Source organism: Flavimaribacter sediminis (assembly GCF_019492055.1).
GTDB lineage: Bacteria > Pseudomonadota > Alphaproteobacteria > Rhizobiales > Rhizobiaceae > Flavimaribacter > Flavimaribacter sediminis.
On the sequence record NZ_JAICBX010000003.1, the window covers coordinates 300,648 to 326,622 of the forward strand.

The 25,975-nt window shown below is 59.7% G+C and carries 26 protein-coding genes; 9 read left to right on the plus strand and 17 right to left on the minus strand.

Annotated elements, in window-relative coordinates; genetic code table 11:
* Nucleotides 1-18: 18 nt before the first annotated feature.
* The 11 genes from K1W69_RS17010 to K1W69_RS17060 form a co-directional block, all read right to left on the minus strand.
* Complete coding sequence (locus K1W69_RS17010; protein WP_220229621.1) at nucleotides 19-858, minus strand: fumarylacetoacetate hydrolase family protein; 840 nt, start codon at nucleotides 856-858, stop codon at nucleotides 19-21.
* Nucleotides 859-877: 19 nt separating this feature from the next.
* Nucleotides 878-2,173: an L-fuconate dehydratase gene (locus K1W69_RS17015; protein WP_220229622.1), complete on the minus strand. Its 1,296-nt coding sequence runs from the start codon at nucleotides 2,171-2,173 to the stop codon at nucleotides 878-880.
* A gap of 19 nt (nucleotides 2,174-2,192) precedes the next feature.
* Nucleotides 2,193-2,927, minus strand: a complete 735-nt coding sequence (locus K1W69_RS17020; protein WP_220229623.1) for an SDR family oxidoreductase — start codon at nucleotides 2,925-2,927, stop codon at nucleotides 2,193-2,195.
* 17 nt (nucleotides 2,928-2,944) lie between these two features.
* Nucleotides 2,945-3,397, minus strand: coding sequence for a MaoC/PaaZ C-terminal domain-containing protein (locus K1W69_RS17025; RefSeq protein ID WP_220229624.1), 453 nt, complete (start codon nucleotides 3,395-3,397; stop codon nucleotides 2,945-2,947).
* Nucleotides 3,398-3,399: 2 nt separating this feature from the next.
* A complete protein-coding gene (locus K1W69_RS17030) occupies nucleotides 3,400-4,473 on the minus strand; it encodes a Gfo/Idh/MocA family protein (RefSeq protein ID WP_220229625.1) in 1,074 nt (357 codons plus the stop codon).
* Complete coding sequence (locus K1W69_RS17035) at nucleotides 4,466-4,795, minus strand: L-rhamnose mutarotase (protein WP_220229626.1); 330 nt, start codon at nucleotides 4,793-4,795, stop codon at nucleotides 4,466-4,468. Before K1W69_RS17035 ends, K1W69_RS17030 begins: the two co-directional genes overlap by 8 nt.
* Nucleotides 4,795-5,919, minus strand: a complete 1,125-nt coding sequence (locus K1W69_RS17040; RefSeq protein WP_220229627.1) for a mandelate racemase/muconate lactonizing enzyme family protein — start codon at nucleotides 5,917-5,919, stop codon at nucleotides 4,795-4,797. Before K1W69_RS17040 ends, K1W69_RS17035 begins: the two co-directional genes overlap by 1 nt.
* Nucleotides 5,920-5,923: 4 nt before the next feature.
* Entirely contained in the window at nucleotides 5,924-7,021 is a 1,098-nt protein-coding gene (locus K1W69_RS17045) for an ABC transporter ATP-binding protein (RefSeq protein WP_220229628.1), read from the minus strand.
* Between the two features lie 2 nt (nucleotides 7,022-7,023).
* Complete coding sequence (locus K1W69_RS17050) at nucleotides 7,024-7,890, minus strand: carbohydrate ABC transporter permease (protein ID WP_220229629.1); 867 nt, start codon at nucleotides 7,888-7,890, stop codon at nucleotides 7,024-7,026.
* 1 nt (nucleotide 7,891) lies between these two features.
* Nucleotides 7,892-8,788, minus strand: coding sequence for a carbohydrate ABC transporter permease (locus K1W69_RS17055; protein WP_220229630.1), 897 nt, complete (start codon nucleotides 8,786-8,788; stop codon nucleotides 7,892-7,894).
* 116 nt (nucleotides 8,789-8,904) lie between these two features.
* A complete protein-coding gene (locus K1W69_RS17060) occupies nucleotides 8,905-10,221 on the minus strand; it encodes an ABC transporter substrate-binding protein (RefSeq protein WP_220229631.1) in 1,317 nt (438 codons plus the stop codon).
* Between the two features lie 168 nt (nucleotides 10,222-10,389).
* Between K1W69_RS17060 and K1W69_RS17065 the strand changes: the two genes are divergently transcribed.
* Both K1W69_RS17065 and K1W69_RS17070 read left to right on the plus strand, forming a co-directional pair.
* Nucleotides 10,390-11,172, plus strand: coding sequence for an IclR family transcriptional regulator (locus K1W69_RS17065; protein ID WP_220229632.1), 783 nt, complete (start codon nucleotides 10,390-10,392; stop codon nucleotides 11,170-11,172).
* A gap of 63 nt (nucleotides 11,173-11,235) precedes the next feature.
* Entirely contained in the window at nucleotides 11,236-12,072 is an 837-nt protein-coding gene (locus K1W69_RS17070; RefSeq protein ID WP_220229633.1) for an amidohydrolase family protein, read from the plus strand.
* Nucleotides 12,073-12,086: 14 nt separating this feature from the next.
* On the opposite strand, the gene K1W69_RS17075 is transcribed toward K1W69_RS17070, so the two are convergent.
* From K1W69_RS17075 to K1W69_RS17085, 3 genes are all read right to left on the minus strand, one after another.
* Nucleotides 12,087-13,196 carry an ABC transporter substrate-binding protein gene (locus K1W69_RS17075; protein ID WP_220230007.1) on the minus strand — a complete coding sequence of 370 codons (1,110 nt, stop codon included), beginning with the start codon at nucleotides 13,194-13,196 and terminating at the stop codon, nucleotides 12,087-12,089.
* A 17-nt stretch (nucleotides 13,197-13,213) separates the two neighbouring features.
* The gene (locus K1W69_RS17080; protein ID WP_220229634.1) at nucleotides 13,214-14,374 is read right to left on the minus strand and encodes a CaiB/BaiF CoA transferase family protein; all 1,161 of its coding nucleotides are present in this window, start codon (nucleotides 14,372-14,374) and stop codon (nucleotides 13,214-13,216) included.
* Nucleotides 14,375-14,734: 360 nt separating this feature from the next.
* The gene (locus K1W69_RS17085; RefSeq protein ID WP_220229635.1) at nucleotides 14,735-15,262 is read right to left on the minus strand and encodes a hypothetical protein; all 528 of its coding nucleotides are present in this window, start codon (nucleotides 15,260-15,262) and stop codon (nucleotides 14,735-14,737) included.
* Nucleotides 15,263-15,740: 478 nt separating this feature from the next.
* Between K1W69_RS17085 and K1W69_RS17090 the strand changes: the two genes are divergently transcribed.
* The 3 genes from K1W69_RS17090 (at nucleotide 15,741) to K1W69_RS17100 (ending at nucleotide 19,522) form a co-directional block, all read left to right on the plus strand.
* Complete coding sequence (locus K1W69_RS17090; protein ID WP_220229636.1) at nucleotides 15,741-16,118, plus strand: hypothetical protein; 378 nt, start codon at nucleotides 15,741-15,743, stop codon at nucleotides 16,116-16,118.
* A 270-nt stretch (nucleotides 16,119-16,388) separates the two neighbouring features.
* Nucleotides 16,389-16,907 (plus strand): putative pterin-binding protein, encoded by a 519-nt coding sequence (locus K1W69_RS17095; RefSeq protein ID WP_220229637.1) that lies wholly within the window; start codon nucleotides 16,389-16,391, stop codon nucleotides 16,905-16,907.
* Between the two features lie 11 nt (nucleotides 16,908-16,918).
* Entirely contained in the window at nucleotides 16,919-19,522 is a 2,604-nt protein-coding gene (locus K1W69_RS17100) for a hybrid sensor histidine kinase/response regulator (RefSeq protein WP_220229638.1), read from the plus strand.
* A gap of 34 nt (nucleotides 19,523-19,556) precedes the next feature.
* On the opposite strand, the gene K1W69_RS17105 is transcribed toward K1W69_RS17100, so the two are convergent.
* Nucleotides 19,557-20,798: a polysaccharide biosynthesis/export family protein gene (locus tag K1W69_RS17105; protein ID WP_220229639.1), complete on the minus strand. Its 1,242-nt coding sequence runs from the start codon at nucleotides 20,796-20,798 to the stop codon at nucleotides 19,557-19,559.
* A gap of 232 nt (nucleotides 20,799-21,030) precedes the next feature.
* On the opposite strand from K1W69_RS17105, the gene K1W69_RS17110 reads away from it, so the two are divergent.
* Genes K1W69_RS17110 through K1W69_RS17125 form a run of 4 tightly spaced genes read left to right on the plus strand, consistent with a single transcriptional unit; the run spans nucleotide 21,031 to nucleotide 25,293 of the window.
* Nucleotides 21,031-22,296 carry an oligosaccharide flippase family protein gene (locus tag K1W69_RS17110; RefSeq protein WP_220229640.1) on the plus strand — a complete coding sequence of 422 codons (1,266 nt, stop codon included), beginning with the start codon at nucleotides 21,031-21,033 and terminating at the stop codon, nucleotides 22,294-22,296.
* A 9-nt stretch (nucleotides 22,297-22,305) separates the two neighbouring features.
* Complete coding sequence (locus K1W69_RS17115; RefSeq protein WP_220229641.1) at nucleotides 22,306-23,244, plus strand: glycosyltransferase family 2 protein; 939 nt, start codon at nucleotides 22,306-22,308, stop codon at nucleotides 23,242-23,244.
* A gap of 24 nt (nucleotides 23,245-23,268) precedes the next feature.
* On the plus strand, nucleotides 23,269-24,264 hold the full coding sequence (locus K1W69_RS17120) for a glycosyltransferase family 2 protein (protein ID WP_220229642.1): 996 nt from the start codon (nucleotides 23,269-23,271) through the stop codon (nucleotides 24,262-24,264).
* Nucleotides 24,265-24,282: 18 nt separating this feature from the next.
* Nucleotides 24,283-25,293 carry a glycosyltransferase family 4 protein gene (locus K1W69_RS17125; protein ID WP_220229643.1) on the plus strand — a complete coding sequence of 337 codons (1,011 nt, stop codon included), beginning with the start codon at nucleotides 24,283-24,285 and terminating at the stop codon, nucleotides 25,291-25,293.
* A gap of 64 nt (nucleotides 25,294-25,357) precedes the next feature.
* Here K1W69_RS17125 and K1W69_RS17130 read toward each other — a convergent pair whose 3' ends face one another.
* A complete protein-coding gene (locus K1W69_RS17130; RefSeq protein WP_220229644.1) occupies nucleotides 25,358-25,759 on the minus strand; it encodes a GFA family protein in 402 nt (133 codons plus the stop codon).
* A 30-nt stretch (nucleotides 25,760-25,789) separates the two neighbouring features.
* Entirely contained in the window at nucleotides 25,790-25,957 is a 168-nt protein-coding gene (locus tag K1W69_RS17135; protein WP_220229645.1) for a RidA family protein, read from the minus strand.
* Between the last annotated feature and the right edge of the window lie 18 nt (nucleotides 25,958-25,975).

A 25,975-nucleotide genomic window follows, 5' to 3' on the forward strand; every position in this document is an offset into this window, starting at 1 on the left:
GTTCAGGAATTCATAAACTCAGGCCGTAACGACTTTCTGCCGCTGCGCACCCAGTCCCTCGACGCCGAGAGACATGACCTCTCCGCCTTTCAGGAAGGTCGGGGGGTTCTGTCCCATTCCGACGCCAGGCGGCGTTCCGGTCGAAATGATGTCGCCCGGCTGAAGGCTCATGAAACGGCTGATATAGCTGACGAGAAACTGAACGCCGTAGACCATCGTTTCGGTCGTGCCGTCCTGATAGCGATGCCCGTCGACTTCCAGCCACAGCTTCATGTTCTGCGGATCGGCCACCTCGTCGCGCGTGACCATCCACGGGCCGATCGGACCGAATGTATCGCAGCCCTTGCCCTTGTCCCAGGTGCCGTGACGCTCGATCTGGAATTCCCGTTCCGAGACATCGTTGATCACGCAATAGCCGGCGACATGGTCGAAGGCGTCCGCCTCGTCGATATAGACGCCGCCCTTGCCGATGATCACGCCGAGCTCGACTTCCCAGTCCGTCTTCACCGAATTGCGCGGGATGAGCACATCGTCATTCGGACCGCAAATCGCGCTTGTCGCCTTCATGAAGATGATCGGTTCCGGCGGCACCGTCGCTCCGGTTTCGGCGGCATGGTCGGAGTAGTTCAGACCGATGCAGATGAATTTGCCGACATGGCCGACGCATGGTCCAATACGGCCATCCGCCAGTACCGGCAGAGTGTTGATGTCAACCGCGGCGATTTTCTCCAGCGTCTCCGGCAGAAGCGCCTCGCCGGCGATGTCGTCGACGATCGAGGAGAGGTCGCGGGCCTTGCCCTCGGAATCCAGAATGGCGGGCTTTTCCTTGCCGGCATCGCCGACGCGTAGCAGTTTCATCAGACTATCCTTGTTGTTGTCAGGCTGCGGCAGTTGTGTCGCCGTGAAAGACGTGGCTGTCAATGGATTCCGGTTTCATTTCGATCGAGAAGCCGGGAAGGACAGGCGGCATGTAGGCCGCATTACGAATAACGCACGGGTCGATGAAATGCTCATGCAGATGGTCGACGAACTCGATCACCCTGCCCTCTTTCGCGCCGGAGACCGCGACATAGTCGATCATCGACAGGTGCTGGACATATTCGCACAGTCCGACGCCGCCGGCGTGCGGCCACACCGGGAGCCCGTATTTCGCCGCCATCAGGAGCACGCCGAGCACTTCGTTGAGCCCGCCTATCCGGCAGGCGTCGATCTGCACGATGTCGATGGCGCCGCCGGCGATCAGCTGTTTGAAGATGATGCGGTTCTGGCACATCTCGCCGGTCGCGACCTTGACCGGCGCCACCGCCTCGCGAATACGCCTGTGACCGGCGATATCGTCCGGGCTCGTCGGCTCCTCGATGAAATAGGGTTTGGCGAAAGCGAGTTTGCCGACCCAGTCAATCGCCTGGTCGACATCCCAAACCTGGTTGGCGTCGATCATCAGGAAACGGTCCGGTCCAAGTTCTTCGCGCGCGATCGTCAGACGGCGGATGTCATCTTCCAGATCGCGTCCGACCTTCAGCTTGACATGGGTGTAGCCTGCGGCGACGGCCTCACGGCAAAGCCGGCGCAATTTGTCGTCGGGATAGCCGAGCCAGCCGGCCGACGTCGTGTAGCTGGGATAGCCGTGAGCCTCGAGGTCGGCGATGCGTTCCTGCTTACCCGGCTCCGCCTTGCGCAAAATCTCAAGCGCTTCGTCCCGTGTGATCGCATCGGTCAGGTAACGGAAGTCGACAATATCAACGATCTCCTCCGGACTCATTTCCGCGACCAGCCGCCAGACGGGCTTGCCGGCCTGTTTGGCGAGCAGGTCCCACACCGCGTTGACGACTGCGCCGGTGGCAAGGTGGATGGCGCCCTTGTCCGGTCCGATCCAGCGCAACTGGCTGTCCGACGTGACATGCCGCCAGAACCTGCCGGGATTTTCCAGTATCCAGTCGAGATCAAGCTCCACGACGAGGTGACGCATCGCTTCGATCGCCGCACAGCAGATCTCGTTGCCTCGCCCGATCGTGAACGTCAGACCATGGCCGGCAAGGTCGGCGCGATCCGTTTCAAGGATGACATAGGCAGCGGAATAGTCGGGATCGGGATTCATGGCGTCCGATCCGTCGAGATGCTGAGACGTCGGAAACCGAAGATCGAAAGTCTTGAGTCCGGTGATTTCGGTCACTGTTCAATCATCCTCAGCTTCAGATCGTCCAGCCGCCGTCAATGGCGCAGGCCTGACCGCTCGTGTAAGTGGCGTTGGCGAGGTAGACGGCGAGATCAGCGATCTCTTCCGCTTCGCCGAGGCGACCCATCGGCTGGCGCGCGATAAACGCCGCACGGGCCTTTTCATAGTCGCCCTGCGCCCGCATCCGTTCCTGCAGCGACGGGCTTTCGACGGTGCCCGGACAGATCGCGTTACAGCGGATGTTCTGCGCCACATAGTCCGCCGCCACCGCCTTCGTCAGCCCGACGACGGCCGCCTTGGTGGTGCCGTAGGCAAAGCGGTTCGGCACGCCCTTGATGGAACTGGCGACCGACGACATGTTGATGATCGCCCCACCGTCGTGTTCCAGCATCGAGGGAAGCACGGCCCGAATCGTGCGAATCATGGAGCGGACGTTGAGATCGACAGCAAAATCGAAATCCTCGTCCTTCATCTCCAGGATGGATCCGCCATGCACGAAGCCGGCGCCGTTGAAGAGCACGTCAACATGGCCGATTTCGCCGACGACGGCCTTGACGTCGTCATCGCTCAGCACATCCAGCTTGCGCGTCTCGACGCCGCTTTCGCCTTCAATTTCGGCCAGTGTCGCCTCGTTGATATCCGTTGCGAACACCCGTGCGCCAGCGGCGGCGAAGGCCAGCGCGGTCGCCCGACCGATTCCCTGACCCGCAGCCGTGACCAGCGCCGTCTTGCCATTGATCCAGTTTGTCATCTTGTCTCCATGCAGCCTTACGCGGGCTTGTTCTTGCGTTCTACGATATGAATGTGATCGGCGACGAGAACCACTTCGTCGCGCTGATTGAGCACCTCGGTGCGTTCCACCACCCGGCCCATCTCGGCCCGCTTCGGATCATCCTCCTTCGAGACGATGGTGACCCTGCTGCGGATGGTGTCGCCAATAAAGACCGGCTTCACGAATCGCAAGCGGTCGTAACCATAGGAAAAGGCGACCGGATTTATGACGCTCGCCGTCAATCCCACGCCGATCGCGAACACCATCGTGCCGTGCGCGATGCGCTGTCCGAAAGGCTGCGTCTTCATGAACTCGACGTCCATGTGATGCGGAAAGAAATCGCCTGTATGTCCGGCATGGACCACAAAGTCCGTCTCCGTGATCGTGCGGCCATAGGTCATGCGCTCATGGCCGATTTCATATTCTTCGAAATAGATCGTCTGTTCCATCTTTACGGTCTCTTCTCAAGCGGCGTGGCGGGCGCCGCCGACGATGTGTAGGCGGCCTCGACCAGCGCCATGGTGTTCCAGGCGTCCTCGACGGAGCTCACGAGTTCTTTGTCCTCGCCGGCGGCGAAACGCTGCAGGTTCGCCATGCGTCCGACAAAGGCGTCCGGGAACCAGGATCCCTGAAGCGGAACGGCGATCCATTCCTTGCCGCCTTTCGGGCGGATCTCCAGGATGTCAGGTTCTCCGCGTGGATAATCCAGATTGACGCCAAGCTGCAGAAAGGCCGCCCCTTCCGTGCCGCAGATCCGGAATTCGCAAGCCTGATGCCTGCGGCCGAGATCGTGGTCGTGGTTGATCGACAGCGAGCAGCGGACGCTGTCGCCGTAGTCGAGGATCGCGCTGGTGCGCGTCTGCGCGACGTGGTGGTTCGGGTGGCCGATCGTCTTTGCATGGATCCCGTCGGGATCTCCGAGGACCTGGCGGATCAGATCAAGATAATGGATCGAATGCATGGCGATTTCGATCCGGGGCAGGCCTTTCAAAAACGGCCAGAGCTGCCAGGGCGTCGCGAGCGCCAGCCAGGCGTCGAAGTCCACCAACTCCCCGAGCCATCCTTTGTCGATCGCATCCTTCAGAGCGAGCATCACCGGCGCGAAGCGGAGCTGGAAATTGACCACCGCCTTCAGATTCTTGTCGCGGCAGATCTGCAGGATTTCCGTGGCGTCTTCCAGATCGCCGCCCATGGGTTTCTGGATTAACACCGCCGCTCCGTCCGGCAATTTCTTCAGAACGTCGGCATGCGCCTTCGGCGGCGTCGCGAGATCAAAAATGGCGCCAGGCGCTCCAACGGCATCCTCGATCGATGCGAAGGCGGGCACACCCCATTCGCCTGCCAGCTTTTCCGCTTTATCCTGATCCGGATCGTAGAGACCGGCGACAGGAAAACCCGCTTTCCGGTAGGCGGGAAAATGCGCGTCGCCGACAATCGACCCGGCTCCGAATGTCACAATGGGCCGGGGCTCGGAGGGCATCGGCCAGGACTGACTGAGCGCGGCCGGATCGAAGCGATCAGTCATGATGGAAGACCTCGTCCATCATCGCCCACCATTCGCCCTCCTTGCGGGTTTCGAATGGCTTCTGACATGGCATGCACACGTCCCACCATTCCTGCGTCGTGGGATCGGCCGCCATCTTCGCGGCGTCGGCCTCGAAATCCCCGCCATGATATTCCCAGTACCCGAAGAGCAGATTCTCCGGCTCCTTCAGGAAGATGGAATAGTTGCGGATATTGCACTTCGAGATCATGGCGAGCACGTCCTGCCAGACGGCCGCATGCAGGCGCTTGTACTCGTCAACCTTTTCCGGATCCAGGCCGATGACCATTCCCATCCTCTGCATCAGGAAAGCCCTCCCTCGGTGATGGTGGTAGTGAATTCCGAAATGCTCTGTCCCACGACCGCGTCCCAGTCCCAGTCTATGCCAATTCCCGGCTCCGACGGGGCAATGGCGTGGCCATCCTCTATTTTCATCCCGCGCGACGTCAGCGTATCGAGCTGAGGGATGTATTCGACATATTTGCCGTTCTGAACGGCGCAGGCGAGGCTCACATGCAGTTCCATGAGGAAATGCGGGCACACGGGAATGTCGAAGGCTTCCGCCGCATGCGCCACCTTCAGCCAGGGCGTGACGCCGCCAATGCGACCGACATCCACCTGAACAATCGAGCAGGCGCCCCGCTGCATGTATTCCCGGAAATGGCGGATGGAATAGAGCGATTCGCCAACAGCGATCGGCGTCGACGTGGAGTTTGACAGACGGACATGGCCGTCGATATCGTCGGCGGCGATCGGTTCCTCGAGCCAGGCGAGATCCAAATCACGCAACCGATCGGCTCGGCGGATGACCTCATCGACGGTGAAACCCTGATTGCAATCGGTCATGATCTCGTAACCATCTCCCACGGCGGCGCGAACCGCAGAGAGACGCTCATGATCTTCCGAGCCATGCGGCCTGCCGATCTTGACCTTCGAGCCTTTGAAGCCCTTCGACTGCGCTTCCAGAGCGTCGTCGACAAGCGCCTGCTTCTCGATATGCAGCCAGCCGCCCTCGGTCGTATAGAGCGGGCATCGATCCTTTGCTCCGCCCGCGAGCTTCCACAGGGGCAGACCTTGCTTGCGCGCCCGGAGATCCCACAGCGCCGTATCCACGGCGGCGAGCGCGATCGACGTAATCGGGCCGATGGTCGTTGCGTGCGTGGCGAATTCGAGATCATGCCAGATGGCCTCGATCCTCTCGGCGTCGCGCCCGATCAACCGCGGGGCGAGATGATCGCCGAGAAGCCGCATGACAGAGGAGCCGCCTGTTCCGATCGTGTAGCTGTAGCCGGTTCCCGTTGCCCCATCAGAATCGGTAATCGTGACGATCGGAGTTTCCTGACTGTCGAAACTCTGGATAGCGTCCGTGCGTTTGACCTTGGGAACAAGGTTGACCATCCGCAATTCGATTCTTTCGATCTTCGCCATTCAATCAACTCCTTAACGTTTTCTCCGTGTCCGCAGAAAACAGATGCGCCTGGCTCAAGTCAAAGCTCAGGTCCACCCAGTCCCCCGGATGAAGCGTTTTCGGATTGAGCATGCGCGCGATCCAGTCATCGCCTGCAAATTCCGCGAAAACGAGGGTCTCGTTGCCCAGCGGCTCTGTAATCGATACCGGCACGTCGATCGTGTGCACATCGGTTGCTTCGCCCGAGTGGATGCCGTGGCCCGCCGGAAAAACGTCGTCCGGCCGAATGCCGAAGACGACTTTGTCCCCGGCCGACACCTTGTCGCGAAACTGCGGCGGGATCGGCAGCGCATCGCCATTGGCGAAGACCATCTTCCCGTCTGCGATCCCGGCGTCACGCAAATTCATGCTCGGCGAGCCGATAAAGCCTGCGACAAAACGGGTGGCCGGCCGCTGGAACACCTCTTCCGGCGTGTCCACCTGCTCGATATGTCCGTCGCGCATGATGACGATGCGGTCGGAAAGCGTCATCGCCTCGACCTGGTCATGCGTCACATAGATCACCGTGGACTGGACCTGCGCGTGCAATTTCTTGATTTCGGTGCGCATCTGCATGCGCAGTTTGGCGTCGAGATTGGACAGCGGCTCGTCGAAAAGGAACACGTCGGGCTTGCGCACGATGGCCCGCCCCATGGCGACGCGCTGACGTTGACCGCCGGACAGCTGCGACGGGCGTCGTTCCAGAAGCTCCTCGAGGCTGAGGGTGCGCGCTGCTTCCGCCACGGCCGCATCGATCTCGGACTTCGGGCGCCCGGCGATCTTGAGCGAGAAACCCATATTCTCCGCGACCGACATGTGCGGATAGAGCGCGTAGGACTGAAACACCATGGAAATGTTGCGCTGGCGCGGCGGCAGGTCATTGACCACGCGATCCCCGATCCTGATTTCGCCACCGGTAATATCCTCAAGCCCCGCGATCATGCGCAGAGACGTCGACTTTCCGCATCCCGAAGGTCCGACAAGGGCGATGAATTCCCGGTCGGCGACATCGAGATTGATCGAGTGCACGACCTCGAGGTTTCCGTATTTCTTGACCAGGTTGTTGAGCGAAACAGTAGCCATGACTATCCCTTGACCGCCCCGGACGTCAGTCCGGATACGAGGTGTTTCTGAACAATGAAAGTAAGCGTCAGCGCCGGAATGATCATCACGACCGCGAGCGCGCACATGCCGCGCCAGTCGATGGTGAACTCGGCCGTGTAGTCCAGCAAACCGACCGGAAGCGTCTTGGAATTGGTGGAACGGGTCAGTTGCGACGCCAGGGCGAATTCGTTCCAGGAGATCAGGAACGCGAAAATCCCGGCCGATGCGATGCCCGGCCGCGCCAGCGGAAACTCGACCCTCCAGAAGGCCTGCCAGCGGGTGCAGCCGTCGATCTGCGCCGCTTCTGCAAGATCGCGCGGCACCTGCCGGAAGAACCCGTCGATAAGCCAGACCGTGAACGGCACGTTGAGCGCCACGTAGGCCAGGATCAGGCCGAAATGCGTGTCGATAATGCCAAGGCGGGCATAGACGAAGAACAGCGGCAGCGAAAGCGCAATGCCCGGCACCGTGCGCGTCAGCATGAAACCGAGGAAGATCGACGTCTTGCCGCGGAAACGGTAGCGCGCGAAGGCGTAGCCGCCAGCCATACCGATGCAAAGAGCGATAACCGTCGAGGTCACGGAAATGATCAGCGAATTGCGGAAATAGTCGAGCACCGGAATGCCGCCCTGTCCGACGCCCGAGAACATGGCGACATAGGCGTCGAGCGAGACATTCCGCGGAATCCAGACCGGCGGCTTTGCCATGATCTCAACCGTCGGGCGCAGGGATGACAGCACGATCCACAGACCCGGAAGACAGATGATGGCCATGGCGAAGAACAGGCCGATGAGATGACCAACCTTCAGAACGGTTCGTTTGACGCGGTGTGCGGCGTTTTCGTCCATTCTACCACTCCGCTCCGATCTGCTGGCGCGCCTTGGCGAGCTGCCTGAAGAAGATCACAGTGAACAGGATCGACAGCAGGATGGCGATATAGCTCATCGCGTTGGCAAGCCCCATCCGAGCATCCGAATAGGCGGTGCGGGCAATCAGCGTCCAGAGGATCTCCGTGCGCCCTGCCGGGCCGCCGTCGGTCATTATCTTGACGATGTCGTAGGCGCGGGCAATGTCCAGGGACCGAATCGTCATGGCGATATAGGCGAACGGCATGACAAAGGGCCAGGTGACGTAGCGGAAGCTTTGCCATGGCGTGCAGCCGTCGACCTTCGCCGCCTCAAGCGGTTCGCGCGGCATGGCCATCAGACCCGCCAGAATGAAAATCGCGAACACGGCGGTCGAGGACCAGATTTCTGCCGTCAGGATAGAGATAAAGGCCAACCGCCCGTCGATCAGCCACGGTATCGCCTGATCCGTCAGGCCCAGCGACTGAAGCGCGTTGTTCACCACGCCGATGTTGTCATTGAACATGAACTTGAACTGGAAACCGACGAGGATCGGCGAAAACATCATTGGAAACATCATGATGGTGCGCAGAATGCGCTGGCCTCTGGTCGCCTTTTCCACAAGCAGGGCCAGGACGAGGCCAAACACCATCTCAAGATTGAGCGCGAATGTCAGGAGTAGAACCGTGCGGCCAAAGGCGACCCAGAAATCCCAATCCGACAGAAGCCTTTCATAGTTTCGAAAGCCGATAAAGGTGTAGATCGAATCCGGGCGCGTCAGCCGGAAGGGCGTGAAACTGGAGTAAAGCGACAGAAGCAACGGCACGATGACGACAGCCGCCAGTATGACGAATGCAGGCAAGAGCAAAAGCACATGCGGCGCAGGCTTCCAGCCTCTCATCGTTTCCTCACCTGTTTCTTGTCAGTTTTTTTTGAGAACAATACCGGTTATCGCCAGACGGGTGAACCGGAGAAAGCAAGGGCGCGGACACGCCGCGCCCTTCAGTTTCTAATGGCCTAGAGTTCGCCTGCGTCTTCCAGTATTTCGGTCGCCGACTGGTTCGCGTCGTCAAGCGCCTGCTGGGGCGTCTTGTCGCCGAGAATGGCCGCCTGAAGCTCGGGATAGACGGCGTTGGATATCGCAATCCACTCGGGCGTCTGGGGCACCGGATATGCGCCCTTGGCTGCCTCCTGGAAAGCCTGGAGCACCTCGGTGCGATAATCGTCGCCCTGGGCTTCCGCGATTACCCATTCCCAGACCGCGTCCCGGGTCGGCAGCGGACCGGCCCCGGCTTCCAGCTTCTGACTGTCCTCGTTGGTCAGGAACCAGACCAGCGAGGCGGCGGCCTCCTTGTCGGGACAGCTTTCGGTTACCGAGAAGCCATGGTGACCGGACCATCCGGTGCGAGCGCCGGACGAACCCTTGGGCGGCGCTACCACGCCGACATTGCCAGCGACCTTGGAGGCGTCAGGATCATTGAAGAAGCCTGCCCAGCCCGGCCAGTCCAGATTGAGCGCCACGGTGCCGGAAGCAAAGCCTTGTCCGAGATCGTCCCACAGGTAGTTGGTCGTGCCGGCCGGAACAGCCTTGTTCTCGTACAACTCGACGAACCAGTTGAGCGCACGAACGCCGGCTTTGGAATTGATCGCCGGGCGACCGTCCCCGTCGAGATACTCACCGCCCTCGGCAAGCAGCATCTCATAGAAGCGACCATTGATCGCCTCTTCCTTGCCTGCATACTGCGTGCCGTAGAAATCCGGCGGATTGGCGAAGAACTCGGCCTGGTCGGTAACCTGCTCCCAGGTTTCCGGCGGGGCAAGATCGTAGCCGTATTTTTCCTTGAACTTCGCCTTGTTGTCTTCGTCTTCGAACAGGCTCTTCTGGTAATACATAGCCGAAACGTCGAACTGCGCCCTCGGCAACATCACCAGCTTGCCGTCAAGCGTCGAGGCGTCAATGTTGGCGTCGACAAAAGCGTCGATTTCTTCCTGCGGCAGAAGCTGCGAGAGATCGGTGTAGATGCCCGGATACTGCGGAGCGAATGATGAATGGTTCGATCCGACGCACCAGTTCAGCGCGCCCACTGCGATATCGGATTTGATTTCCTTGTCGAGATCGAAGTGATTCTTCTTCGAAATGACGTTAACCTTCGCGCCGGTCGCTTCTTCCCACTCGGCAATCCGCGAGTAGAGATTTTCGTATTGCTGACCGCCGATCAGCTTGGCGTCGATGGTCACGCCGTCGAATTTTCCCGGCATGTCCTGCGCAACAGCAGCCTCGCCGGCAACCAGTACGAGGACGCCGGCGGATACGCCGGCCAATAGCTTGTTCATGAGCCTCCTCCCGAGACGTTAATGATTGGCGGGCAATGCGCCCTAAACCCTCACTGATGAGTGGTTCATTCATATACAAACATCTTCTTTACTGGCGGTCAAGCGATTCCTTTGTTGTTAATACGCACATATATGCGTATATAAATATTCATTTTCACGGAGGAAGAGATGATTCAGGAGGAAGATCGCTACCGCGCGCCCGCGCTCGACAAGGGGCTCGACATACTCGAACTCCTGGCGCAGATCGACGGAGGACTGACGCAGGCTGAAATCGCCAAACATCTCGGCAGGAGCCCGAACGAGTTCTACCGGATGCTGGACCGTCTGGTCAGACGCGGATACGTGACGCGGATCGACGGCGACCGTTACTCGCTCACCCTCAAGCTGTTCGGGCTTGCACAATCCCATGCGCCCGTGCGCCGGCTGGTCTCCTATGCGACGCCATTCATGCGCGAACTTGCCGAACAGACGCGGCAGGCAAACCAGTTGGCCGTCTTCGATCGCGGCTCCGTCGTTGTGGTTGCACAGCAGGAAGCTCCCGGATACTGGGGAATTTCGATCCGCGTCGGCTCGCATATCGGTCTCTTCGACACCGGCTCCGGTCACGTGCTTCTGGCGTTCAGGTCGCAGGAAGAACGGTTGCTGATGATCAACGAATATTCGAGCAGCAAGGAACATCCGACCGTCGCAAAGGAATTCTTCGACCGTCTCGACCAGATCCGCGAGAGGGGATACGAAATGATGCCGAGCGCCCAGACGGCTGGCGTCTATAATCTTTCGGCGCCCGTGCTCGGCCCGGATGGAAGAGCGATCGCCGCCCTCACGATCCCCTATATCGCGCTGGTCAATGTGCCCCAGGCGCCTGACATGACAGAAACACTGGAATTGATCGCCGAAACCTCCAGACAGCTCTCCGCCCTGGCCGGTTCCGAAGCGCTGAACGCCAAATAATTTCTTATTTGAACAAATTATTCCCCTGTGAAAGATTGCGTTGCAGGATCGGGAGGAAACCGAATGATTGTCGACACGCATCTCCATGTCATCGACCGCGAAGCTCTGGATTATCCCTGGCTGAGCGACGTTGAACCGCTGAACCGGGACTGGCTCTACAAAAATTACGAGCGTGAAGCCCGCCGCGCCGGCATATCGACGACGCTGCATATGGAAGTGGACGTTGCAACCTCCCGCATCGACGACGAAACAGCGTACGTCAAGACGCTGTCGCAGCGCGAAGACAGCCTGATCGCCGGCGCAATCGTATCCTGCCGTCCGGAGGAGAACGACTTCTCCGGACACCTGGAATCTTGGCTCTCCGATCCGTTCGTCAAGGGCTTGCGTCGCGTTCTCCATGTCATGCCGGACGACCTGTCCGAACAGCCTCTGTTTCGCCAGAATATCAAACGTCTCGGCGGCAGCCGGTTGACCTTCGATCTCTGTGTCCTGCCGCGACAACTGGACAAGGCGATAGCGCTGGTCGATCTGGCGCCCGACGTCAACTTCATCCTCGATCATTGCGGCGTGCCTGACATCGCCGGAGACGCCCGCCAGCCTTGGCGAGACCGGATCACGGAGATTGCGCAACGACCGAACGTCACGGCGAAGATCTCAGGCGTCGTCGCCTATGCCGATCCGGAAAGCTGGATCGCGGAAACGCTGCGTCCCTGGGTCGAGCACACAATTACAAGCTTCGGATGGGACCGCGTGGTTTGGGGCAGCGACTGGCCGGTCTGCACGCTGGGCGGCGGTCTGCTGGCGTGGGTTGCGGCCACGCATGCGTTGCTCGAAGGCGCAAGCGAGGACGAAAAGGCGAAACTCCTCAACGCCAATGCCAGGCGCATCTGGGACCTGTAGTCCGGGGCCGCCGCTCAGCCAAAACTCCTTTCAAAGAGATTGTTGATATCGGCGACTACGGGCCCTGCCGCCTCGCCGGACATCAGACCGGCGTTCAGGCGGTCAGACGCCTGCTGCTGAAACGGCATGTAGCCGCTGTGGCGCGGACGGACCCAGGCGCGCTCCAGTGTTTGCCGTGTATTCCTGTAGAAATCGTTGGTCGCGACGTTGACCGTTTCATCTTCCCAGCCAGCGGCGTGGCCGGGCTGGCCGCCGGCGCCTGCAAAGGGTCTGCGCTGTATGTCTGCGCTGGCGATCCAGTAGGCGAAGTCCACCGCTTCATTGACATGATCGGAAAAGGCGGAAACGGCGATTCCCGTCCCGCCGAGCGCAGAGCCTGCCGGTCCATTCTCGCCAGCCGCCGGTATGTCGGCGAACGCCAGATGCTTTTCGCGGAAGCCGTCGATCCCGTAGTTGACATAGCCATAGATCAGCGGCGCGCAGGCGATCTCGTCGCCGGCGCTCATTTTTTCCGACACCGCAATTGGATCCATCTCATAGCAGGATGCCGGAACATGCCGCATCAACCGGGCGATCATGTCATAGACCACTGCGCCGGCGCCGCTGTCGATCAGCGCGCCCGGTCCCTGCGTCGCGCAGGGCGTTCCAAGATTGGCGGCGAGCGTATAGAAGGTCATCAGGCAGTGGGGCGGCCGCATCGGGATCAGAACCCGGCCCTGCTCTGCAAGCGCGATCACCTCGTCGAAGCTTAGCGGCGCTGCCGATATCAGGTCCGGTCGCCAGGCCATGACCTGTGCTGCGGCGTCTATCGGAAAGGCCCACTGACGGCCCTGCCATGTATAGCTCGGATAGGAACCGCCGACCGATCCGGCTTCGAGCGCGTCCCTCTCCTGCTCCCTGCCTGCAATATCCAGAGGCGCAAGACAGGACTGCGCCGTGATCTCGCCGACATGGGGATGATCGATGACGATCAGGTCGTAGGTTCGGGCCAGTTCCTCGACCGGAAAGGATTCGAAATCCTGCAGCGAACGCTTGTCCCACTCGATCTCGACTCCGGTCTGCTCTTTCCAAAGCGTGGAGCAGGCGACCATCGGGTCGTATCCGCGCGGGTGGCTCCAGGTCATGCCTTTGAGCGGGACCGTCACAGGCCGAACTCCTCGCTGATGGCTGCCGTATGCTCACCAACGGCAGGAGCCGCGCGCGCCAATTTCGGGCGCACGCCGTTGACGCGGATCGGCGAACTCGTCGTCAGGATCGACACATCGTCCTCCCGCTCGACCCGCTGCAGCATGTCGAGAACCGAGAACCCCTCGCTTTCCATCAACTGATCCCAGTCGAGCACCGGAGAACACCAGATATCCGCCGGTTCGAACACCGCCTGCCATTCCGCGATCGACTTTTCGGCGATCGCCGCCGCAATGATCCTTTTGATTTCATCTCGGTTTGTGAACCAGCTGCCTGGATCGTCGGCATAGGGCGACAGCGCGGCGACGTCCATCAGATCGCGAAGCCTGGATATCGGCGTCATGGCGATCGCCAGATAGCCGTCCCTGGCTTCGTAGACGCCATAAGGCGCCGACAAGTAGGCGTGGGCGCTCCGGAAACCGGAGCGTTTCGGCATCCGCCTGCCGTCATTGAGATAGGTGGTCAGCACCTCGAACTGGAAGTCGACGAGGGCCTCCAGAAGGCTGGTCTGCACGTGGCTTCCCTCGCCGGTCAGGCCGCGTTTGACGAGGCCTGCAAGCAACCCTTGCGCCATGGCCGCACCGGCGAACATGTCGCCGACGGCAAGTCCCATCGGCACCGGCCCATCGCCGTCGTCGCCGCTCAGCCACATGACGCCCGACCGCGCCTGCGCGAGCAGATCCTGGCCGGGCCTCTTCACCCACGGACCTTCCTCGCCATATCCGCTGATCGATCCGTAAACGATCTTCGGATTGATCTGCTTGACGGCGTCATAGTCCAGCCCCAGACGTTCTATGACGCCGGGACGGAAGTTCTGAACCAGAACGTCGGCCTTGGCGATCAGACGCCGCAGTTTTTCGACATCTTCCCCGCTTTTAAGATCGATCGCCAAGCTTTCCTTGCCGCGGTTTATGGCGTGGAAGATGGTCGAATCCCCGCCGATTTCCGTATCGCTGAGATACAGACTGCGGGAGAGATCGCCGGCGCCAGGACGCTCGATCTTGATCACACGCGCGCCGAGATCCTGCAGGCGCAGGGTCGCATAGGGGCCGGAAAGAAACTGACTCATGTCGAGCACGACCAGCCCGGCGAGCGGCAGATCCGAAGCGCTGGTCATGCCGAAACCGATCCGAGCGGACGCCCGGCTGCATGAGCGAGATGGTCTGGCGACTGCGCGCACGTTTCGCACGGAATGTGCGTGAGGGGCAGTATCATTAATCCTCCCAAATTCTTATGTGAATAATATATTCACATATGGAGGACCGATGCAAGCCGACACGCTCATCCACATGCGTCAATTGTCGCAAGAAACTTGAAAAGACGGACGGCGTCCAAACTCCATGATAACCAAAATCTATATAAGATATTGTTTTACATAAGTTTTTATAAGTTTGGCCTCGTTTCCGCAATCAGGTTCACTTAGTCTGGCTTTGTTTCGGGAATCCACGCTTTCGCATGTCTGAATACAAATGGCGCCTCAATTACACCGCGCCTCCTTTAGCACAGAACCGCTGCAATTGCATTCTCTTTGTTCATGTTTTGTGCTTTTCGCAGTTAAAGCGCGCACGTTCAAACCGGTCCCGACGCCATGACCGCCCGTCAGTCGCCGATCACAAGCGTGGCTCCGAAACCATCCCCTTCGCCGACGCCAAGGAATTTCAGGAGTACTCAGAAGCTGCCTCGCCTCTTGGTCGATCGTTTCCACGCCCGCAATCACGTGAACGCTGTCGGCGCTTTTGTCGAGAATTTCGAGAAGCGGATTGTTCGCCTGACTGCAGGCGTCCAGCCTCTCATATTCCTCCTTCAGTCGCGCCTGCGCCTCTTCCTCCAGCATTTCATAAACGCGGCCATCGTCCTCGACATCGACATAAGGGTTGCGTTCCCGCGCATATGTCTTGGCCTGTTCGAAGGGCATGGCTTCCGTTGCTTCCCTGCCCTTCTCTACGACTTTGAACAGATCACCATCGGCGCAGTTCAACGTTACGACCTCATTGTTCGACGTCACGCCGGAACACTGCGTAAAGACAGGTTCGACCCTAGCGCCAATCCGACTGATCGATCCTGTCGGCGTTGAAACTGATTTTCGGTGTCGTCTGCTGGCTGATCGTGGTGATTTGCTTGCCGATCTTTTCAAACGCTCACGACAATGGCTCGGGAAACGGCAGTCCGGCTGGCTGGTGCATTATCTTCTCTGTTGCGACGTTCGGCGTCATTCCCGTCCCGATCATCTCGACTCACATACCACCGGACGTTTCGCTGGTTACTGTTACAGGCGCTACAGGTTACGGACGGGCTGACAAGAGCGCTTGTTTCATATTCACTGCAGATTGAACGCTTGGCCGCGATCTATAGTGCGATGCGGGCGCCCTGCAAGTCATGCATTGCTTGAATGCAAAGAATAAATTTATCAAGAGCGCCAATCTCACAGTGGATTCAAACTCTGGAAGTCGATAAAAAGGCTCAAAGTCAGATATGGAGTTCACATGAGCAATCTTCTCAAAGCACTTCCACTTGCTATTACACTGTCACTTTCGACTTTTGCCGCTGCTCATGCAGCTGACGAGCGCGTCCTCAGCGGCGAATGGCTCAATGCCAATACGAATGACGTCATAGGCACTTCCATAATTACATTCGCAGAAGATAATTCGGTGACGGACTGCTTCACGTCAAAGACGTTCGGTGAAAGATGCTTTACCGGTTTCACGCTAAAAGAAACCGAAAAAGGTCTCGAGTTCGGAAACAGGCGAGTCCTTTATGTACTGACTGCTGATGGCGACGGCTACAAGGCTGAACGCTTCCAACGGAATAATGAGAACGAAGAATTCTCCCTGGTGAACACTGCGACTTTGTCCTCGAAGTGATGTGAGGCCCAATGAACCCGGGCTGAACTATCCTCTTTTGCAGACTTCCTATCGCCAACATTGAGCCGACTATTTTTCGGGGCGTTGCGCAAGGTCAACGCCCTGACCGACAATGGTGTGAGTGGCCGCGCCAAACGAAAACAGAACGAAACAAGCGAACGACCTTCGGACATCGACTATCCTTTCGTATAGTTCGATAGACTTTTGGGGCGAGCGGCGACGGTCGGCTTGAGGTATACTGGCGTAAAACCTTGCGGAGAAGGAAACGCCATGAACGTCACCAGGATTGCCTCGACCATCGCCGCGTGCCTGTGGATTGCGATGTTCGCGACTGCAGGACAGGCCGCGGATCTGCCTTCTCCCGAAGGCGACGTCATCCTGACCGTGTCCGGCGAAATCGGCGTGACAAACCGTGATGGCGCCGCCGTATTCGATCTTGAGATGCTGAAGGCAATGCCGGAAGCCTCGTTCAAAACCTCGACCATCTGGACCGAAGGCGAAAACGAGTTTCGCGGCGTGCGGCTGAGCGACCTGCTTGAGGCCGTCGACGCCAAGGGGAGCGAACTCCACGCCATCGCGCTGAACGACTACGCCGTGGATTTTCCAACCGTAGACGCCGTTCCGGATGGGCCGATCGTCGCTTACCAGATGAATGGCAAGGAAATGTCGATTCGCGACAAGGGACCCTTATGGATTGTCTTTCCCTATGATCAGGACGCGAAATTCCGCACCGAACTTGTTTATTCCCAGAGCATCTGGCAACTGGATCGGATAGAAATTCGAAAATAAGGCAATCCGCTTTGTCAAAGAAAGCAGCGAAAGGCCTTGTAAAGCAGTCGTTCCTGAAGCGGCAGCTAAGACCTTTGTTGCTGCTTCTGATTCTTGCCATGTGTGTCACCACGCTCTCGGTGCTCGGCTCACGCATGGCGCGGGAGATTACAAGCCTGCAATCTGCGCCGCTGGACAACATCCAGTGGAACCTCGCACAGCTCGAGATCGAATATCTGTCGCTTCTCAACAGCATCAATACCGCGCAAGACAGAGCGGGACCCGACGCATCGGTCCTTTCAGAACTTCGCAAGAGATTTGACATTTTCTACAGCCGCATCGACACGTTGCAAACCGGCAGGCCGTTTCGACAGATTGAAAATGACGACACCGCCAAACGTTTGTTGATCAAGGTTCGCTCAAGCCTGATCGAAGAGCTCCCTGTTATCGACGGAGACGACGCCGATCTCTATGGGTCTCTCGCGGGTCTCGAAGAAGATTTTCTTCTGCTTAGACCCGATGTCAGATCTCTTTCGCTGAGAGCCGTCAAGATATTCGCAGAATCATCCGATCGGCAGCGCGCAAATTTCTCGCTTCTGCTCCAGCAAACAGCCGTCGTCGGAGTACTTCTCGTTCTTGCCTTGCTCGTCGCGGTGACTGTTCTTGTCCGCCAGTTTCAGGTGGCCGAGCGCCGTGCGCTCGAAGCGAGCCGCAGCAGTTCCCGCTTCGTAAGCACTGTCAATGCATCGCTGGACGCTATCATACTGGCTGACGCCAAAGGAACGGTTATTGACTTCAGCCCAGCCGCTGAAACCATATTTGGCTACACTCGCAATCGCTCATTGGGCTCGAACATGGCAGAGCTGATCATTCCTCCCAATTTGCGAGACGCCCACGCGGCGGGAATGCGTCGTTTTCTCGAGACTGGAGAAAAGAAGATCATCGACGCCGGTCGCGTCGAGGTGACAGCCATGCGGTCCAACGGCGCGACTTTTCCTGTAGAGCTTTCCATCGGCATGACGATGGAGCCTGAGGGACCAATCTTCATTGCCTATGTCAGGGATATTTCGGAGAGAAAACGCAACCAGCAGGAACTGATGTCCGCGCGCGACGAAGCGTTGGCGGCGGACAAAGCGAAGTCGCAGTTTCTCGCAATGATGAGCCACGAAATGAGAACGCCGCTCAACGGCGTCCTGGCCACACTTGATCTTTTGCAATCATCAGCCCTGGACGGCCGGCAGGAAGATTATGTGCGCACCGCCATCGCCTCGGGTGAAATCCTGCAACAACATCTCGACGACGTGCTGGACATCACAAGCATCGAAGCGGGCGCCATGGAGTTCCGCTACAACTATTTCTCGCTGGACGATTTGCTGGAAGAGGTGCGCAGCCTCAACGAACGCACAGCCGCCGAACAGAATGACGTAATAGTGCTGGATATCGCAGACGACCTCTCCAACATCTATTCCGACAGGCACCGACTAAGACAAATCCTGCTTAATCTTGTCGGCAATGCGGTCAAGTTCACGCAAGGCGGAACCATTACAGTCACCGCTCGATCAATCTCGAGCACTTACCACAACCGCATTGTCGAATTGACGGTAAGCGACACGGGCATTGGCATAAAACAGGAAGATATCGAACGCATTTTCGACGAGTTTGTCACCCTGGACAGTTCCTATCGGCGAAAGACGCAAGGGTACGGGCTCGGACTGGCGATCTGCCGGCGTATATCGGAAGGTCTGGGCGGTCATATCGGCATAGAAAGCACGCCAGGGGCCGGCAGCACCTTCACCGTCACCATACCGATCGCCGCGACATCGCAAATGGGCGCCGAAAGCGATGCGGAAACAGCCGAGAACAAAGACGTAGACAATCTGAAAGTGCTGCTCGTCGAGGACAACGAGACAAATCGCTTTGTGGCGGTGGAACTGCTGCAGGCGGAAGGGTGTGATGTGGACGTCGCCATAAACGGAATAGAAGGCGTAGAGAAGTCGCAAAATGGAGATTTCGATCTCATCCTGATGGATATCAGCATGCCGCTGATGGATGGTATTGAGGCAACCCATGTCATCAGGAAAGGCGGCGGGAAATCCGCTACAACGCCGATCATCGGACTGACGGCCCATGCGCTGCCCCATGAACTTGAAAGCCTGACCCAGGCGGGCATGCAGGACTGCCTTATCAAACCCTTGCGGAAGCGCAATCTGCAAAAAATGCTGAGAAGTTTCAGGCAGTCGCGGGAAAGCGAAGCAGTTTCCGAAACACCGCGCACGGCGGTGATCGACAGGTCCGTTATGGATGAGCTCGCCGAACTGTTGCCTGCTGAAAAACTGAAGCAGCGCATGGATGATTTTCTGAACGAGTTGTCCGAGTCCGAAGAGTTGCTTCAGGCTCATTTCGAGCATGGACGCTTGCCGGAACTGGCTGCTCTCGCGCATCGCTGCGCCGGATCCGCCGCAACCTTCGGCGCTACGGAACTCGCAAACGCCATGCGCGGCGTCCAGACCGCCGCACAGGAAGACCGCATCGCTGAACTTGGCGACGCCATGCGTGGCGTTGGAGCAATTGCTGGACGGACGCGCAAGGCGCTTGAGCGCTATAAATCCGGTGCGTGCGATACGAAATCCGGTTAGAAAGGGCCGGCGGTTGGCCCGGCCCCTTACTTGCTCACAGAAGCGACAGCGTCGCGACAGGCCCGAGGACAGAGGGCAGCGTCTCGAGAACATCGGTGACCGTAGTGTAGGTCGAATCGTAGCAAGCCATGGCGTCTCCCGGCATGATGTAGGGATTGAAGTCGTCCCTGTCCGCCTGGCGCATCAGCCGCTCGACCGACCGTTCAACGACAATCGATTCTCCCGTGACAGGGTTTCTGGAAATCAGCGCGGCCGTTCTGTTGGCGTTGGTGAGCTTGGAGCCGCCAAGGCAGTTCATGCCGGCGATCGCCTGCAGAAAGCGCGTTCCATAGCGCAGATCCTGCGTCTCCTTGCCGATGGCGGCGCCGGCGTTGTTTGACGCGGAATCGGCGAGGTTCGACATGAACACCCGCACGCCCTGCATGGTGATGGAGGACGGCTTGACCAGTTCCTCCTGAAAGCAGTTGCGGCTCGGCACCTCGACCACATCCCCGGACAGAAGGATCACGTCGTTGAACGGCCGGCCATCAAGGGCGGGACGCACGTCGATGATCGTGGCGCCGCCGCCGCGAATGAGCTTGATCCGCGCGAGATCGGCGTCGGGCCGCACGCCGCCGGCGACCTGAAGGGCGCGGGACAGCCGGCGGTCTCGCGCGCCGGCGCCGCTTGCTTCCTGCCGAAGCAGATCCCTGTCCTGCGAACTCTGTCCTCCGACGGACACGGAACCGGGCTCGAACACTGCGCCCGATACGTTCACACGCGCGTCCGCTATGTCCTGCAGCCGGATAGAGACGCGTGGAACAGACCGGTAGTAGCCATTGCTCTTCAGCGTGGCGGCGAGCTCCCGCTCAACCTGTTCGACCGTGCGCCCGCTGGCGCGGACAGGCGCGACATGCGTGATCTTCAATGTGCCGTCCTGCATGATCTCGTAGCTGCCCGAGAGCAGTTCGTCTTCCTCGACAATCAAGGTCACGAGGTCGCCCTGTGACAGCAGCTGCGTATCGACCGGACCGGAATAGGATGATGTCGAGACGACGGATGCTCCCGAACCGGTCGTGCATTTCCGGGCGTTGATCGCCACCGAGGACTGGCTTGCCGCCGATTTCCCGACGCCGTCGGAGCGATACTGGGCCTGATAGCTCAACCCCCGCGACACGTCCTCGTTGTTTTCGATCTTCGACAGGGAAGCGCATCCGCAAAGCGCGGTGGCCGACAGCAGGACAGCCAATCGCAAAGCGCTGCGGCAGGTGGCCTTACCATTTTGAAGCTTAGTCATTTCGAGACCCTCATTTAAAATGTGGGCGCTTTCTAGCGTCTCGCCGCGGCGGCGTGGGCGCAGCCTTTGGTTCGTTTCCGGAAATATCGAGACGTCGACTATCCGGAAGGATAGGCGCTGGAGCCTTTGCGATATTTGACTGTTCCAACGCCGCCCCCGCCAGCGCCGCGAATTGCGTATTGAACCCTTGTCCCGGCGCAAGAGCCGCCGGCGGAAAAGGGGTTCACACATCATGTTCGCCAGGATGACGACCAGAATGAACGAGGCGCGCCAGTCTCCGATGTTGCAGAACATCGGCGCCTATCTCGCGTCGGAGGCTTCCGCGAAGCTGTCGCGGATCGTCGCCGTCATCGTCATGGCGCGCGTGCTGCAGCCTGTCGAAGTCGGCATTGTCGCAGCCGCAATGGCGACTTCCGAACTTTTGAAAGCCTTTACAGAGAACGGCGTCATCCAGCGCGTCATCAGCGCTTCCGACAGCGAACTCGAAGCAACCTGCAGAACCGCAAACCGCATCAACTGGATATGGTGTGTCGGCCTATTTGCGCTGCAACTCCTTGTGGCCGGCGGCGTTTATATTCTGTTGGGAAACGCGGCCGCCGCTCTGCTGATTGCAGTCATGGCGCTCGAATATCTCCTGATGCCGCCCGGCCTCGTCCACTGCGGCCTTGCAATGCGCGACGGCAAACTCAAGGGAACGGCATTCGTCGCCGGCGCCCAGACAGTTTCCGCCAACCTGTTATCGGCCGTGCTCCTGATCGTCTGGTACTCGCCCGCCACGATCGCCCTGGCAAGGGTAGCGAGCGCGCCGATATGGACGTCGGGGATGCGCTATCTGCATCCCTGGCGTCCGACTGCCGGCCCGCGCGCGCCGCTGACGCCGTTTCTGCGATTCGGACGCTCCGTGGTCGGCGTGGAACTCGTCAAGGCGCTGCGTATGCAGTCCGACAAGTTCCTGATCGGCGGCCTGCTCGGCGCAGACGCGCTCGGCTTCTATTATTTTGCTGTCAACGCCGGCCTCGGCATCGCCAATTCCTTCTCGGTGGCGTTCGCGACCGTGCTGTTTCCGCACTTCCGCAACAGTAGCAGCCGCGACGCCGTGCTGCGATCCGGCCTTTTGCTGGCGCTGTTTGCCGTGACGCCGGTCGTCGCCATGCAGGCGCTGGCCGCTCCCGTCTACGTGCCGCTGATTTTCGGCGACAAATGGGCGCCTGTCGCGCCGCTGGTGTCACTGCTTTGTTTCCTCGCCATTCCCTCCGTCATCTGGGCGACGACCGCGCAATGGTTTCGCGCCATCGATCGCGCGGATATCGAACTGCGCCGCTCCGTCGTGATTTTTCTCGCGGCATCGGGGGCCATCGTGACGGCCTATCCGTTTGGTCTGACCGGCGTCGCCTGGGCGCTGATGCTCGCCACCGGCCTGACCCAGATTGCACTTTCGCTTCCTGCCTTTTCGGCAGCCTTCGCGCGCCCTGCGCGCGCTCTCAACCCCGCAGCCTAGGAGGTTTCCATGCCGCTCTTCTCAGTCATTATGCCGTGCTGGAACGCACAAAAGACAATCGCGGACACAATTGAATCGGTTCTCTGCCAGAGCTTCGGCGATTTCGAACTGATCATCGTGGACGACGGTTCGACCGACGACACAAGCAACATCGTCGCCCGCTATGCGTCCGTCGATCGCCGCGTTCGCGTCGTTGAACTCGAAAACGGCGGCCCCAGCCGCGCCCGTAATATCGCGGCCTTCGTCTACGCGACGGGCAGCCTCCTGGCTTTCCTCGACAGCGACGATATCTGGGCGCCAGAAAAGCTTCTGCGCATGGCTGAAACCTTCCGCCGTCGCGGCGCGGCGGACGCCGTCTATGCACGCATAGCCTTTTTCCGCAACACGATCGATGTGGTCGAAACCGAATCGACGCCTATGGGCGGACCGCTGACGGCCGGCGACCTGATCCGTGAAAACGCGGTCTGCACCATGTCCAACATCGTGGTTCGCGCCGACATCTTCGAACAGTCCGGCGGCTTCGACACGTCGCTCAAATATGGCGAGGACATGGAGTGGCTGATCCGGCTGGTCGGTCAGGGCGCGCGCATCGAGGCCGTGGACGAACGGCTCGTCTATTACCGCGCCTGCGACCACGGGCTTTCCGCGGATCTCTCATCCATGGAAGCCAACTGGAAAGCATCGGTCGCCACGGCGCTGGCGCACGATCCGCGGATCGGGGCAAGCGACGTCAGAAAGGCCGAAGCCGTGCATCTGCGCTACCTCGCGCGCCGGGCTTTGCGCCTGAAGACGCCTCCGCTTGCAGCACTTGGCCTTGCCCTGCGCGGCGCCGGCCGGAGCCCGTCCGCCTTTTTTGAAAACCCGCGGCGCGGCGTCATGACGCTGATGGCCGCCCTCGCCAACCCGCTGATGCCGTCCGCCGTCAGGCGCATGGTCTTCTATCGCTGATCCATTCCGAAGGGAGTACGACCCATGACCCAATATCCTGTCACCGCCTCGATCGTCGTTCCGGCCTATAATTGCGAAACGATGATCGCCGAGACGCTGCGCTCTCTGCTCGAGCAGACCTTCGCCGATTTCGAGCTTATTGTCGTCGACGACGGCTCGAGCGACGGCACCGTCGACGTCGTCAATTCATTCGACGATCCGCGCCTCAGGCTGGTTCGTCAGGCCAATCGCGGCCTGGCCGGCGCCCACAACACGGGCGTTCACGAAGCACGCGGCGAGTTCATTGGGTTCTGCGACGCCGACGATCTGTGGTTACCCGAAAAGCTGGAGAAACATGTCGCGCATCTGCGCTCCAACCCTCAGGTCGGGATCAGCTTCGCCGGCTCGCGAATGATCGACGAAAACGGAAAGCCGCTCGGCATAGACCAAAAGCCGAAGCTGAGGAACATCACGGCGATCGATGTCTTCAAACGCAACCCGATCGGCAACGGATCGTCGGCCGTCATTCGCGCCGCCGCCCTTGAGGGCTTCGCCTACCGGCCGGCCGGCGAGACGGAACGCGACTGGTGGTTCGACGAGACCTTCCGCCAGTCGGACGACATCGAGGGCTGGCTTCGCTTCATCGTCACGCAGGACTGGGTGATCGAAGGCATTCCGGGCCTCTTGACCGACTACCGGATCCATTGCTCCGGCCTTTCCAGCAATATCGAGCGGCAGTTCGAATCCTGGGACCGCATGCGCAAGAAGGTGATTGCAATCGCGCCGGCGCTTCTCGGGAAGCAGGACCGCGTCGCGGAAGCCTACCAGCTGCGTTACCTGTGCCGCAGGGCCGTATCGCTGCGCGACGGCGATGTTGCTTTCGATCTGTGCGTCCGATCCATGGGCAAGTCCCTGCGCCCCTTCGTTGAAGAGCCCGTCAAGTCTCTGATCACCCTCGGCGCCGCCGTCGCGCTCAAACTCTTTGGCGACGGGCTGCTGGGCGCCGCCGAATCCATCCTGCTGCGCAGGAAACTCGCATAATTGAAAGGGAGAAGACCAATGATCAATGCAATCACCCATATCGTTGATGACGACAGTTTCGGCGGCGTCAACCGGATGCTCGCGCACATGACGAACAGCCCTGTTCTTTACAAGGCCGGACAGCATCGCATCGTGCGGGTCCGGCGCGGGCAGTTCACCCCGCCGAAGATCAAGGCCGACATCATCGTGTCGCACCTGTCCGTCAACTGGGCGAACATGCCCATGCTGACGGCGATCCGGGCGATCCATCCGCGCACGGCGTTCATCCATGTGGAGCACAGCTACAGCGAACGCTTCGTGACGGCGAATGTCGAGAACCGGTGGCGTTTCGAAACGCTGCTTGAAACAGCCTATTCCCTGTTCGACACGGTGGTGGCGGTGAGCCGTCCGCAGTTCGACTGGATGCTGCGCCGGCAGCTGTGCAACCCGAAGCGTCTGCGATACGTGCCGTCCGGCGTCGATCTGGCGCCGTTCTTCGCGCTTGATGCGCCGGCAGAGGATCGCCCGTTCGTGCTTGGCGCCTTCGGCCGCCTCAACGTCCAGAAGGGTTTTGACATCCTCGTCAAGGGCTTCAACCTCTCGGGACGCCAGGACATGGAGCTTCACTTCTTCGGCGACGGCGAAGAACGCGCGGCGCTCGAGACGCTGGCCGCAGGCAAACCGAACATCGTGTTCCACGGCTATGTCGAGAACACGGCGGAAGCGATGGCGCGGTGCCATGCGGTCGCAATGCCGTCGCGCTGGGAGCCATTCGGCCTTGTCGCGCTCGAAACCATGGCGGCGGGCCGGCCGCTGCTGTGTCCGCGCGTCGACGGATTGCGTCAGCATATCTCGAACGGCGCGATCGACATCGGCGACAACACGGTCGCCGGATGGAGCGCCTTTCTGCAGGAACTGGACCTCGCGGCGATGCGCGACGGCGAAAAGAACAGAAGCGTCGCCGCGTCCACGACAGACAACTTCCTGGAAGGCTGGCTGGATCTGTGCAATGCCGGCGACCGGGAGGAAACCATCGCGCTGGCCGCCTGACACATCAGAAATTTCCGGGAGGCCGGTCCGTCAAGGGCCGGCCTTTTTGTTTCCAAAATCCGAGCTAGCCCGGAAGCCCGTCGAGGCAGGGAACATCGGCGAAGCCGTCGTCCCAATCAGCTCTGCTTTCACAACAGATATGGGCGTTCGGCCGGATGTCGACTTCAGTGTCGAGACCGCCGGCGGGGACCACCAGCAAGCCGCGCTTCTCGGTCGGGACGGCGGAACCACACCGGCCGCAAAAACTCTTTTGGTGACGAGATTCCGGAACCCTGTAGCTTCGGACGTCATCGCGGCCGGCGATCCACCTGATCGTCGCCGTCGAGGAAAACAGATTGGCCGCATGGGCAGTGCCCGTGCCTTTGCGGCAGCGTTTGCAATGGCACAGGAAAAAGGCGTCGAACGCGCCGGTGATTTCGTACTGGACGTCGCCGCACAAGCACGAACCGGCAGTAAATTGAGACATGGAGCGGGATCCTTTCGGCGGTTCGGGGGACTAGTCACCCCAGCCTGAAATTATCGCATCCGCCTCGAATTCGACAAGCCATTCCGGATTGACGAACCGGTCTATGGCCATGATCGTATCCACCGGACGAATGTCCCTGAAATAGATCTTGCGCACGTCAATTGCGGCTTTCCAGTTGTTGATGTCCGTGAGGATCACGCGCGTCCGCACATGGGG